This is a genomic window from Kribbella sp. NPDC051952 (genome assembly GCF_040680855.1).
In the GTDB taxonomy this organism is placed as follows: domain Bacteria; phylum Actinomycetota; class Actinomycetes; order Propionibacteriales; family Kribbellaceae; genus Kribbella.
This window is the reverse complement of record NZ_JBFAXQ010000001.1, coordinates 202,748-215,474: the sequence shown is the minus strand read 5'-3', so window position 1 is coordinate 215,474 and position 12,727 is coordinate 202,748. Positions and strand designations below refer to the sequence as shown.

12 protein-coding genes are annotated in these 12,727 nt (G+C 68.0%); 10 read left to right on the top strand and 2 right to left on the bottom strand.

Annotated elements, in window-relative coordinates; genetic code table 11:
• The first annotated feature begins 14 nt into the window (after nt 1-14).
• The 8 genes from hutU (at nt 15) to hutI (ending at nt 8,863) form a co-directional block, all read left to right on the top strand.
• Nucleotides 15-1,670 carry a urocanate hydratase gene (gene hutU / locus AB0L70_RS00995; protein ID WP_363678545.1) on the top strand — a complete coding sequence of 552 codons (1,656 nt, stop codon included), beginning with the start codon at nt 15-17 and terminating at the stop codon, nt 1,668-1,670.
• Between the two features lie 136 nt (nt 1,671-1,806).
• A complete protein-coding gene (locus AB0L70_RS00990; RefSeq protein WP_363678542.1) occupies nt 1,807-2,808 on the top strand; it encodes an ABC transporter ATP-binding protein in 1,002 nt (333 codons plus the stop codon).
• Nucleotides 2,805-3,461, top strand: a complete 657-nt coding sequence (locus AB0L70_RS00985) for an ABC transporter permease (protein WP_363678540.1) — start codon at nt 2,805-2,807, stop codon at nt 3,459-3,461. The genes AB0L70_RS00990 and AB0L70_RS00985 overlap by 4 nt, the downstream gene beginning before the upstream one ends.
• 1 nt (nt 3,462) lies before the next feature.
• Complete coding sequence (locus AB0L70_RS00980) at nt 3,463-4,113, top strand: ABC transporter permease (RefSeq protein ID WP_363678538.1); 651 nt, start codon at nt 3,463-3,465, stop codon at nt 4,111-4,113.
• Between the two features lie 79 nt (nt 4,114-4,192).
• Nucleotides 4,193-5,122: an ABC transporter substrate-binding protein gene (locus AB0L70_RS00975; RefSeq protein ID WP_363678536.1), complete on the top strand. Its 930-nt coding sequence runs from the start codon at nt 4,193-4,195 to the stop codon at nt 5,120-5,122.
• Nucleotides 5,123-5,415: 293 nt separating this feature from the next.
• On the top strand, nt 5,416-6,396 hold the full coding sequence (locus AB0L70_RS00970) for an allantoate amidohydrolase (RefSeq protein ID WP_363679935.1): 981 nt from the start codon (nt 5,416-5,418) through the stop codon (nt 6,394-6,396).
• Entirely contained in the window at nt 6,393-7,703 is a 1,311-nt protein-coding gene (locus tag AB0L70_RS00965; RefSeq protein ID WP_363678534.1) for a formimidoylglutamate deiminase, read from the top strand. Before AB0L70_RS00970 ends, AB0L70_RS00965 begins: the two co-directional genes overlap by 4 nt.
• Nucleotides 7,700-8,863 carry an imidazolonepropionase gene (gene hutI, locus AB0L70_RS00960; RefSeq protein ID WP_363678532.1) on the top strand — a complete coding sequence of 388 codons (1,164 nt, stop codon included), beginning with the start codon at nt 7,700-7,702 and terminating at the stop codon, nt 8,861-8,863. The genes AB0L70_RS00965 and hutI overlap by 4 nt, the downstream gene beginning before the upstream one ends.
• Nucleotides 8,864-8,925: 62 nt before the next feature.
• On the opposite strand, the gene AB0L70_RS00955 is transcribed toward hutI, so the two are convergent.
• Nucleotides 8,926-9,288, bottom strand: a complete 363-nt coding sequence (locus AB0L70_RS00955) for a hypothetical protein (protein ID WP_363678530.1) — start codon at nt 9,286-9,288, stop codon at nt 8,926-8,928.
• A 122-nt stretch (nt 9,289-9,410) separates the two neighbouring features.
• Entirely contained in the window at nt 9,411-9,881 is a 471-nt protein-coding gene (locus AB0L70_RS00950; protein WP_363678528.1) for a GNAT family N-acetyltransferase, read from the bottom strand.
• A 261-nt stretch (nt 9,882-10,142) separates the two neighbouring features.
• Between AB0L70_RS00950 and dnaK the strand changes: the two genes are divergently transcribed.
• Nucleotides 10,143-12,005 (top strand): molecular chaperone DnaK, encoded by a 1,863-nt coding sequence (gene dnaK, locus AB0L70_RS00945; protein WP_363678526.1) that lies wholly within the window; start codon nt 10,143-10,145, stop codon nt 12,003-12,005.
• Entirely contained in the window at nt 12,002-12,703 is a 702-nt protein-coding gene (gene grpE, locus AB0L70_RS00940; RefSeq protein WP_363678524.1) for a nucleotide exchange factor GrpE, read from the top strand. The genes dnaK and grpE overlap by 4 nt, the downstream gene beginning before the upstream one ends.
• Nucleotides 12,704-12,727: the final 24 nt, after the last annotated feature.

Here is a 12,727-nt window from a genome sequence, read left to right as displayed (position 1 = left end):
AGGCTGGATCACCCATGTCCGGACCCCGTCCTGTGCGCGCACCCCGCGGTACCACGCTGACCGCCCGCGGCTGGCAGCAGGAAGCCGCGCTGCGGATGCTGCAGAACAACCTCGACCCCGAGGTCGCCGAGCACCCCGACGAACTGGTCGTGTACGGCGGTTCCGGCAAGGCCGCCCGGGACTGGAACTCGTTCGACGCGATGGTGCGCACGCTGACCACGCTGAAGGACGACGAGACCATGCTGGTGCAGTCCGGCAAGCCCGTCGGCGTGATGCAGACCCACGAATGGGCGCCGCGCGTACTGATCGCGAACTCGAACCTCGTCGGCGACTGGGCCACCTGGGAGGAGTTCCGCAAGCTCGAGGCGATGGGCCTGACCATGTACGGCCAGATGACGGCCGGATCGTGGATCTACATTGGCACCCAGGGCATCCTGCAGGGCACGTACGAGACGTTCGGCGCGGTCGCGGACAAGAAGTTCGGTGGCTCGCTGGCCGGCACGATCACGCTGACCGCCGGGCTCGGCGGCATGGGTGGCGCGCAGCCGCTGGCCGTCACGATGAACGACGGCGTCGCGATCTGCATCGACGTCGACTCGTCCCGGATCGACCGCCGGATCGAGCACCGCTACCTCGACGTCCGCGCCAAGTCGCTGGACGATGCGCTCCGGTTGGCCGAAGAGGCGAAGAAGGCCCGCCGGCCGCTGTCCATCGGTGTCCTCGGCAACGCCGCGGTGATCGTGCCGGAGCTGCTCGAGCTGGGCGCGCCGATCGACATCGTCACCGACCAGACCTCGGCGCACGACCCGCTGATGTACCTGCCGGTGGGCATCGACTTCGACGACTGGACCACCGCCCGCGAGAAGGACCCGGCCGGATTCACCGAGCGCGCGCAGGCCTCGATGGCTCGCCACGTCGCCGCGATGGTGGGGTTCCAGGACGCGGGCGCGGAGGTGTTCGACTACGGCAACTCGATTCGCGACGAGGCCCGGAAAGCCGGATTCTCGCGGGCGTTCGAGTTCCCCGGCTTCGTGCCGGCGTACATCAGGCCCTTGTTCTGTGAGGGAAAGGGCCCGTTCCGGTGGGCGGCGCTGTCGGGCAACCCGGCCGACATCGCGAAGACGGACCAGGCGATCCTGGAGCTGTTCCCGGACAACGAGCACCTGCGGCGCTGGATCACGATGGCCGGCGAGCGGGTCGCGTTCCAGGGGCTGCCGGCCCGGATCTGCTGGCTGGGACAGGGTGAACGGGATAAGGCCGGCGTCCGGTTCAACGACATGGTTGCCTCCGGCGAGCTCGAGGCGCCGATCGTGATCGGCCGCGATCACCTGGACACCGGCAGCGTGGCATCGCCGTACCGGGAGACCGAAGGCATGCTCGACGGCTCGGACGCGATCGCGGACTGGCCGTTGCTGAACGCGATGGTGAACGTGTCCAGCGGTGCTTCCTGGGTGTCGATCCACCACGGCGGTGGCGTCGGCATCGGCCGGTCCATCCACGCCGGTCAGGTTTCGGTTGCCGACGGCACCGACCTGGCCCGGCAGAAGCTGAAGCGGGTGCTGAGCAACGACCCGGCGATGGGTGTGATCCGGCACGTCGACGCCGGCTACGACAAGGCCGTCGAGGTCGCGGAGGAGAAGGGCGTCAGGATCCCGATGCGGGAGAACTGACACAGAGTGCGACCGTGGCAATGCCTACCGCTATGGTGCACTTTCCAAGAAGCGAGATTCGGTGCGATCACGTGGCATCGGTCTCCGGTTCCGCTAGGGTCGTTCGGGCGACCGACGACCAGCGCGAAGGGGCGCCATGATCGAGTTCGAGGACGTCACCAAGCGGTATCCGGACGGCACCGTCGCCGTCGACACCTTGTCCCTGCGGATCCCGAGCAATCAGATCACCGTGTTCGTCGGTCCGTCCGGCTGTGGCAAGACCACGTCGCTGCGGATGATCAATCGCACGATCGAGCGGACCGGCGGGACGATCTCGATCGACGGTGAGGACATCAACAGCAAGGACGCGGTCACCCTGCGGCGCGGAATCGGGTACGTGATCCAGCACGCCGGCCTGTTCCCGCACAAGACCGTGGTGGAGAACGTCGGCACCGTGCCCGGCCTGCTCGGCTGGGACAAGAAGAAGACCCGCGACACCGCGATGGAGCTGCTCGAGCGCGTCGGCCTGGACCTCAAGCTGGCGCAGCGGTATCCGGCCCAGCTGTCCGGTGGCCAGCAGCAACGAGTCGGTGTGGCCCGCGCACTCGCGGCCGACCCGGCGATCATGCTGATGGACGAGCCGTTCAGTGCCGTCGACCCGATCGTGCGGCACCAGTTGCAGGAGGAGCTGCTCCGGCTCCAGCGCGATATCGGCAAGACCATCGTGTTCGTCACCCATGACATCGACGAGGCGATCAAGCTCGGTGACAACGTCGCCGTACTGAAGGTCGGCGGCAAGCTGGCCCAGTTCTCGCCGCCGGCGGAGCTGCTCGCGCATCCGGTCGACGACTTCGTCCGCGGGTTCGTCGGGCAGGATCGCGGTTACCGCGCGCTGACGTTCATCCACAACGATCTGCCGATCAAGCCGGTGCCGTCCGAGCTCGAACTGCAGGACGGCGTACCGGTCGGCTGGCGCAACGGCAGCCCGACGGACGAGCTGTTGCCGGTCGGCGCTGTGTTCAAGCAGGGTGACTCGTTGCGCGCGGCCCTGGACGCCGTACTGACGTCCCCGAACGGCTTGGGCGTCTGCGTCGACAACGACGGGCGTGCCGTCGGCGTGGTCGACCAGGGCACGGTCGCGGAAGCATTGCGCTCATGACCTGGATCGGTGACAACACCGGGCTCATCTGGGAGCAGTTGCGCGAACACCTCTATTTGGCGATCGTGCCGGTCCTGCTCGGGCTGATCATCTCGGTGCCACTCGGGTACGTCGCCACCCGCTACTCCTGGTTGGCGAACCCGCTGATCGCCTTCGGTGGCGTGCTGTACTCCCTGCCGTCGATCGCGCTCTTCATCGTGATCCCGGCGATCCTGGGGACGAAGGTGCTGGCCACGGCCAACATCATCGTCGCGCTGACCATCTATACGGTCTCCCTGTTGATCCGTAACGTGATCGACGGGTTGCGTTCCGTGCCGACCGACGTACGGCAATCGGCGATCGCGGTCGGGTACAGCCCGCTGCACCGGCTGATCGCGGTCGACCTGCCGATCGCGGTACCGGTCATCTTCACCGGGCTGCGCGTCGTCACAGTGGCGAACATCTCGATGGTGAGTGTCGGCGCCGTGATCGGTATCGGCGGCCTGGGCGAGCTGTTCACGCTCGGCTTCCAGAAGGACTTCCTCACCCCGGTGGTGGTCGGCGTGGTGCTGTCGTTGCTGCTGGCGCTGGTCGCCGACCTGATCCTGGTGACGTTGCAACGGGTCCTGACGCCGTGGGCGCGGGTCGCGACCCCGGTCGGAGAGGTGGCCTGACATGTGGGAGTACCTCAGCGACTCGTTCAACTGGTCCGGCAACGAGGGCATCTGGGCGCGGATCGTCCAGCACCTCTGGTACACGTTTGCCGCGCTCGGGCTCTCGGTCGTGATCGCGTTGCCGATCGGGCTGCGGATCGGGCACACCCGGCGCGGCGCGTTCCTGGCGATCAACCTGGGCAACGCGGCGCGTGCGCTGCCGAGCCTCGGCCTGCTGATGCTCGCCGTCCTGCTGACCGACCAGATCGGCTTCCTGCCGGTGCTGATCGCGCTGGTGGCCCTCGGTATCCCGCCGATCCTGGCGTCGACGTACGCCGGTCTGGCGGGTGTCGATCCGGCCACGATCGACGCGGCGCGGGGGATGGGGATGACCGGGCGGGAGATCCTGACCAAGGTGGAGATCCCGATCGCGCTGCCGCTGATCATCTCCGGTGTGCGCAGCGCCACCCTGCAGATCGTCTCGACCGCGACGATCGCCGCACTGGTGTCGCTCGGCGGTCTCGGCCGGTACGTGGTCGACGGGCTGAAGCTCCGCGACTTCCCGCAGATGTTCACCGGCGCCCTGCTGGTGGCCCTGCTCGCGATCGCGCTCGACGCGCTGTTCGCGCTGATCGGCCGGCTCACGGTCTCCGAAGGACTGCGGGCGGGCTGAACTGTCCGACGTACCTGATCAACTTGCACTGCGTCCATCGGCACCGGCCGGTGGCTGAACGAGAACACTGGAGGCTCTCGTGTTGAGATCCACACTCATCCGTACTGCGATCGCCGGGGTGGCGGTGCTCGGCCTGGCTGGTTGTGGGGGTGGGGGCGACCAGCTCGGCAGCGACAACGCGGGGTCCTCGCCCGCGCCCTCCAAGGTGACCAGCATCACCGTCGGATCGGCCGACTTCTCCGAGAGCCAGCTGCTCGCGGAGATCTACGGTCAGGCCATCGCCACCAAGGGCATCGAGGTCAAGAAGAAGCCGAACATCGGTAACCGCGAGACCTACATGGCCGCGATCAAGGACGGGTCGGTCGACCTGGTGCCGGAGTACACCGGTGCCGCGCTGGCCTACTTCGACAAGGCCTCGACCGAGACCGACCCGGACAAGGCGTACGACGCGCTGAAGAAGGCGCTGACGCCGGGCCTGGAGGTGCTGGACAAGTCGCCGGCCGCCGACGAGGACACCATCGTGGTGACCAAGGCGACCGCGGACAAGTACAGCCTGAAGTCGCTGGGTGACCTGAAGGCCGTGGGCAAGGACCTGGTCGCGGGCGGTAGCTCGGAGTTCAAGGTCCGGTCTGCCGGTCTGAAGGGGCTGAAGGACAAGTACGGCGTCGAGTTCAAGGAGTACAAGACGCTGGACGCCGGTGGCCCGCTGAGCATCAAGGCGCTCGAGGACAACCAGATCCAGGTGACGAACCTGTTCACCACCCAGTCGGTGATCAAGGAGCAGGGCCTGGTCCAGCTGGACGACCCGGAGAACATCCTGCCCCCGAACAACATCGTTCCGTTGATCCGGACCGACCACAAGTCGGACGACATCGCCTCGGTGCTGAACGCGGTCGACGCCAAGCTCACCACCGACGCCCTGACCGACCTGGTCAAGCGGATCGACGTCGGCAAGGAGAGCGCGGACGCGGTGGCCAAGGACTGGCTGTCGAAGAACCCGCTGTCTTGAGCTTCGAATCCCTGTGGGCGGACCAGTCCGCCATTGGTCGTAGCCCCGAAACCGGCGGCTACCACCGAGGCGGCTGGACCCCGTCCGAACGCGACGCGACGCACTGGTTCGAAGACCAGTGCGCCGCCCGCGGCCTAACCCTGGAATCAGACGGCATCGGCAACCAGATCGCCTGGTGGAACCCGTCGCCCCACGACGGGGACCTCACCCAACCTCCACCACTGGGGGGACTTCTCTCATCTCCATCCCCGGGCGGGGAGCCGGCCGGTGGGCCGGCTTTCCGGCCGGGTGTTGTGACGGGGAGTCATCTCGACTCCGTCATTGACGGGGGTGCTTTTGATGGGCCGCTTGGAGTTGTGAGTGCGTTGGCGGCTGTTGATCGGTTGCGGGACGAGGGGTTCATCCCGGCTGTGCCGATCGGGGTCGGGGCGTTTGTGGAGGAGGAAGGGTCGCGGTTCGGGATGCCTTGTTTGGGGTCTCGGGTGGCGGCCGGTGTGTTGCCTGCGTCGAAGGCTCTAGCCTTGGCGGACCGTTCTGGGGTTTCGCTGCAGGCGGCTCTGGAGGAAGCGGGGATCGATCCGGCCGGAGTCGGGCCGTCGCCGTTGCTCGAGCGGATGGGGACGTTCGTCGAGCTGCACGTCGAGCAAGGGCGGGGACTGACGGCGCCCGTGGGGGTGGCGAGTTCGATCTGGCCGCACGGGCGGTTCCGGTTCACGTTCACCGGCGAGGCGAACCACGCCGGCACGACGTTGATGGAAGACCGCCACGACCCGATGCTCACCTACGCGATGACTGCTCTCGCCGCCAACAAACAAGCCCGCCTGGCCGGAGCCCGCGCCACCTTCGGCCGGCTCTCGGTCGAGCCCAACGGCACCAACGCCGTACCCTCCCAGGTAACCGCCTGGCTCGACGCGCGCGCCGCGGGCGACGCCACCCTGCAATTGTTGCTCGCAGCAATCACCAAGCAAGCCACCGAGCGAGCCGAACGCGACGGTACGACGCTCGAGGTCACCCCCGAGTCCGTCTCCCCGATCGTCGACTTCCCGGCCGGTCTCCGCGACCGCCTGGTCGACGTACTCGACGGCGCCCCGGTCCTCCCCACCGGCGCCGGCCACGACGCCGGCGTGTTCTCGGCCGCCGGCATCCCGACCGCGATGCTGTTCGTCCGCAACCCGACCGGCATCTCCCATTCACCCGCCGAGTACGCCGAAATGGACGACTGTCTCGCCGGCGTCGACGCTCTGGCCGCCGTACTGAAGGACCTCGCCAAGTGACGTCGTACTGGTGCTCGACCGCCCTCCTCCCGACCGGCCTCGCCTCCGGCGTCCTGGTCACCGTCACGGACGGGCGGTTCGCCGACGTCCAGGTCGACGCGGAGCCGGGCGAGGCTGTACGGCTCGACGGGCTCGTGCTCCCAGGACTCGCGAACTGCCACAGCCACGCGTTCCACCGAGCCCTCCGCGGCCGCACGCAGACCGAGCGCGGCACCTTTTGGACCTGGCGCGACCAGATGTACGCCGTCGCCTCAGCCCTCACGCCCGAGTCCTACTACGACCTCGCCCGAGCCGTGTACGGCGAAATGCTGCTCGCCGGGATCACCGCGGTCGGCGAGTTCCACTACCTGCACCACGACCAGGACGGCCGCCGCTACGACGACCCGAACGCCATGGGTGCGGCGCTGATCGCCGCCGCACGTGACGCCGGGATCCGGATCACCTTGCTGGACACGTGTTATATCGCCGGCGGGATCGACCAGCCGCTCAACGAAGTGCAGCAACGCTTCAGCGACGGCGACGCGGCCAGCTGGGCCACGCGGGTCTCCTTGCTCTCCGGCTCCGACGACGTCGTGATCGGCGCGGCCGCCCACTCGATCCGCGGCGTACCGCAGGAACAGCTCGGCGCGGTCGCCTCTGCGTTCCCCGATGTACCTCTGCACATCCATCTGTCCGAGCAGGTCGCCGAGAACGCTGCCTGCCTCGAGGCGTACGGACGCACCCCGGCGCAGGTCCTCGACGAGGCCGGGTTCCTCAGCGGCCGGACGAGTGCCGTGCACGCGACGCACCTCACCGATGTCGATATCAGTGTGCTCGGCAGCTCATCGGCGTACTCGTGTTTGTGCCCGACGACCGAGCGGGACCTGGCCGACGGGATCGGACCGTCGGTGGCGCTCCGCGACGCCGGTTCGCCGTTGACGCTCGGGTCGGACAGCCACGCGGTGATCGACCTCTTCGAAGAGATGCGCGCGGTGGAACTGGACGAACGGCTCGCTTCCCAGGAACGTGGGCATTGGTCCGCCTCGGAATTGTTGCGTGCAGCAACGGTTGACGGTCACCGTTCGATCGGCTTCAACGACGCCGGGACGATCGCTGTAGGTGCCCGCGCCGACTTGGTCGCCGTCCGCCCGGACAGCGTCCGTACGGCGGGAACGGGCGGGACCGTGGAGACAGCGGTGTTCGCCGCGTCGGCGGCCGATGTGAGTGACGTGGTTGTGTCCGGCAAGCACCTGGTTGTCGACGGCAAGCACGCGAAGCTGGACGTCGCCGGCGAGTTGGCCGCCTCGATCGCGGCGGTGACCCGGTGACCTCTCTCTTGATCACCGGCATCGGCTCGTTGGTGACCAACGACCCGGCCCGCGGTGATCTCCTCGGTGAGCTGCACGACGCGGCCCTGGTGATCGAGGGCAGCAAGGTCGCATGGGTTGGGTCCCGACGCGAAGCCCCGGAAGCCGACTCCGCGATGGATGTGGGCGGACGTGCGGTGATCCCCGGCTTCGTGGATTCCCACTCCCACCTGGTGTTCGCCGGCGACCGGGCCGAGGAGTTCGCGGCCCGGATGACAGGTACGCCGTACTCCGCCGGAGGGATCCGGACCACGGTCGCCGCGACCCGGCAGGCCACCGACGAACAGCTCACCGCGAACGTCGCCCGGCTGGTGGCTGAGATGCGCCGGCAGGGTACGACGACGGTCGAGATCAAGTCCGGGTACGGGCTGACCGCCCGCGACGAGGCGCGAGCCCTGGAGATCGCGGGGCACTTCACCGGGGAGACGACGTACCTCGGGGCGCACGTCGTACCCGCCGAGTACGCCGACGACCCGGCGGGCTACGTGTCCTTGGTGACCGGGCCGATGCTCGACGCGGTCGCTGAGCACGCCAAGTGGATCGACGTGTTCGTGGAGCGGGGTGCGTTCGACGAGGATCAGGGGCGCGCGATCCTCGAAGCCGGCCTGAAGCGCGGCCTGCAGGCCCGCGTCCATGCAAACCAGCTGGGCGAGGGCCCCGGTGTCCAACTGGCCTGTGAGGTCGGCGCCGCCGCGGCCGACCACTGCACCTATCTCACGGATGCCGATATCGATGCCCTGGCCTCGGCTGGAGTGGTCGCGGGGCTTCTCCCGTCGATCGAGTTCTCGACGCGTTCGCCGTACCCGAACGCCCGTCGTCTCCTCGACGCCGGCGTCACCGTAGCCCTGGCCACCGACTGCAACCCGGGCTCCGGCTACTCGTCCTCGATGCCGTTCTGCATCGCCCTGGCCGTCCGCGAGATGCAGCTGACCCCCGCCGAAGCCCTCTGGTCAGCCACCGCCGGCGGCGCCAAGTCCCTCCGTCGCCCCGACCTCGGCCACCTCACCCCAGGCGCCCAGGCCGACCTGACCATCCTGGAAGCCCCCACCCACCTACACCTCTCCTACCGCCCGGGTGTCCCCCTGGTCTCCCATACGTTCGTCAGCGGCCGTCCTGTGTGAGGGCGGACGTCCCACACTCACCAACCTCGCTCCGGCTGGCGTCCGCACGCTCAGCTCCCTCGTCAGGCCGCGCGCAACACGCGCTTAGTGAGTGGCTGGAGTCCGGTCGCCTGTTCGACTGCGCTCATCACCCACTCCCCGTCGAACATCACGTCCTCCCAGCTGAACCGAAGGATCGACCAGCCACGGATGGCCAGGTTGACCTGCCGGCGGCAGTCCTTCACCAGAGCCCGGCGAGTGCCGTGGTGTTCGAGTGCTTCAGCGAGCGTGAGCGTGCGAAGGCAGTCGAGCACAGTGCGCAGGGGAGTGGTCACATCGTCCAGGGCCGGCACCGATGCCCAGTGCAGGGTGCACGGGAGCCCGGTCCGGCGTCGAACGCGACCCGGCTCGAGGGTGACGTGTGGGAGGGTCGGCCGGTTGATCACTCCGAGCCCCCAGTGCTCTGCAGCGCTCAGGTGAGAAACCACGCCTCAGACGCGTGGCGCGACTGGAGTTGAGCGCGACAGCGTGAGTTGAAGCGAGGTTTGTGAGTGTTGGGCGTCCGCCCCTAATCGGCGAGGTCTTTGGAGAAGAGGGCGGTCGTGGTGCCGTTGGCCAGGCGTTGTTTGGCTACTTCGAAGTAGCCGCGGTTGTTGTGGAAGGCGAGGCCGGCGACGTTGGGTGGGTCGGAGATGATCCGGGTGACGACGCGGTCGAAGGGCTTGGCGGCTCGTTCGATCGCGCGGTAGACCGAGGCGGCCAGGCCCTGGCGGCGGTGTTCGGCGTCGACCACGATCCGCTCGATGAACAGGAAGCGGTCGGCGTAGGTCTGGGCGAACCAGCCGAACTCGAGGCCGTCGTACGCCGACCCCGGGGTGAACGTGAGGACGAAGCCGGCCGGGCGGCCGTCGAGGTCGACCACGACGGCGTGGGCAGCGATCAGTCGGAGCCAGTCCAGCCGGTCGGGTCCGAGTGGCTCGACCAGACCTTCCGCTGCGGCATTGAGGGCAAGAACCGCGGCATCGTCAGCGGAGGTCATTGGGCGGAGCTTCACGCTGTCACCCTCCCACGGAAAACGCTTGCTCCGGGAGGGGTCACCCTGGGTGAACCCTGGCCGGAACCCGGAAATCCGGGGGTGACCTTGGGAATGACCTGGGCCGTGTGTCATGTTGAGTCTAGTGAACTCAAGTTTGCGACGCTGTTCCGTCTTTGCCGAGCTAATCGCCGGCGGGGGATTTGAACCGAGGCGGTCGGCAAGGCAACATTGAGTCTGTATCACTCAACTTCGTGGAGGTAAAGCATGGCCCGCGCGGTCGGTATCGATCTCGGTACGACGAACTCTGTCATCGCCGTACTGGAAGGTGGCGAGCCCACCGTCATCCCCAACGCCGAGGGAGCGCGCACGACGCCCTCGGTGGTGGCTTTCGCCAAGAACGGCGAGGTCCTGGTCGGCGAGGTGGCGAAGCGCCAGGCGACCACCAACGTCGACCGCACCATCCGCTCCGTCAAGCGTCACATGGGCGAGAGCTGGAGCGTGGACATCGACGGGAAGAAGTTCACCCCGCAGCAGATCAGCGCGTTCGTGCTGCAGAAGCTGAAGCGGGACGCCGAGGCGTATTTGGGTGAGCAGGTCACGGACGCGGTCATCACCGTGCCGGCCTACTTCTCCGACGCGCAGCGCCAGGCGACCAAGGAGGCCGGGGAGATCGCCGGCCTGAAGGTGCACCGGATCGTCAACGAGCCGACCGCGGCCGCGCTTGCCTACGGCCTGGACAAGGGCACCGAGCAGACCATCCTGGTCTTCGACCTCGGTGGGGGCACGTTCGACGTGTCGCTGCTCGAGATCGGCGACGGCGTCTTCGAGGTGAAGGCGACCAGCGGTGACAACCACCTCGGTGGTGACGACTGGGACAACCGGATCGTGCAGTGGCTGGTGACCCAGTTCAAGAACAAGAACGGCACCGACCTGTCCGGCGACAAGATGGCCATGCAGCGCCTCACCGAGGCCGCTGAGAAGGCCAAGATCGAGCTCTCCGCCGCGGCCGAGACCACGATCCACCTGCCGTACCTGAGCCTGACCGAGTCGGGCCCGCTGCACCTGGAGGAGAAGCTCTCCCGGGCCGAGTTCCAGAAGATGACCAACGACCTGCTCGAGCGCGCCCGCGCCCCGTTCAAGGCCGTCATCAAGGACGCCGGCATCGACGTGGCGAAGATCGACCACGTCATCCTGGTCGGCGGTTCGACCCGGATGCCCGCGGTCGCCGAGCTGGTCAAGGAGCTGACCGGTGGCAAGGACCCGAACAAGGGTGTGAACCCGGACGAGGTCGTCGCCGTCGGAGCCTCCCTGCAGGCCGGTGTGCTGAAGGGTGAGGTCAAGGACGTCCTGCTGCTCGACGTGACCCCGCTGAGCCTGGGGATCGAGACCAAGGGTGGCGTGTTCACCAAGATCATCGAGCGCAACACCACGATCCCGACCAAGGGCTCGGAGATCTTCACCACGGCCGAGGACAACCAGCCGTCGGTGATGATCCAGGTCTACCAGGGCGAGCGGGAGATGGCGCGCGACAACAAGTCGCTCGGCAACTTCGAGCTGACCGGCCTGCCGCCGGCGCCGCGGAACGTGCCGCAGATCGAGGTCACCTTCGACATCGACGCGAACGGCATCGTGCACGTCAACGCCAAGGACCTCGCCACCGGCAAGGAGCAGCGGATGACGGTCACCGGTGGCTCCGCGCTGCCGAAGACCGACATCGACCAGATGGTCCGCGACGCCGAGCAGTACGCCGAGGAGGACCGCCAGCGCCGCGAGGCCGTGGAGTCCCGCAACCAGGCGGAGGGCTTGGTCTACCAGACCGAGAAGTTCCTGCAGGAGAACGAGGACAAGGTCCCCGACGACGTCAAGACCGAGGTCAAGGACGGCGTCGCCGAGCTGAAGAAGGCGCTCGAGGGTGACGACGCCGACGCGATCAAGACCGCGTCGGAGAAGCTCGCCCAGTCCAGCCAGAAGATGGGTGCCGCGATGTACGCGAACGCCCAGGCCGCCGGCGGATCCTCCGAGGAGAACACCTCCGACGAGAGCTCGAGCAGCAGCAACGACGACGACGTGGTCGACGCCGAGATCGTGGACGAGGACCGGCCGCAGGACAAGACGGAGGACAAGTGACGGATCGACCCACTGGCAGCGAGTTCGGCGACGGCGAGCCCGTCGTCCGGGACAAGCGCCGGATCGACCCGGACACCGGCGCGGCGCGGGAGACTTCGCAGCCTCCCGCGCCCGGCGCCCAGCCGGGAATGCCGGGCACCCCGGGCGCACAGCCGCCGCGGGACCCGTCCGACCTGATCGGCCCGTCGGCCCAGGAAGCACTGTTGACCGAGGCGCTCGCCGAGCGTACGGCGGACCTGCAGCGACTGCAGGCCGAGTACGTGAACTACAAGCGGCGGGTGGACCGGGACCGCGAGGCCTCGCGCGAGCTGGTGATCGGCTCCGTGCTGACCGAGCTGCTCGGGATCCTCGACGACGTCGGCCGGGCCCGCGAGGCCGGTGAGCTCGAGGGCGCCTTCAAGGCGGTCGCCGAGTCACTGGAGCGGGTCACCGAGAAGCTCGGCCTGGTGCGGTTCGGCGAGAAGGGTGACACCTTCGACCCGCGCATCCACGAGGCCCTGCTGCACAACTACTCCGACGAGGTGGACGGCCCGACCGCGACGATGGTCATGCAGCCGGGCTACCGCCTCGGCGAGCGGGTGCTGCGTGCGGCCCGGGTGGCCGTCTCGGAACCGACCGAGCAGCTACCGGCTGACGCCGTACCGGCCGATGTACCGGTGGAGAGTACAGATGAAGACGCGGACAGGTCCGCGGAGTAACAGCGACCGCGACGGGAGGGGAGG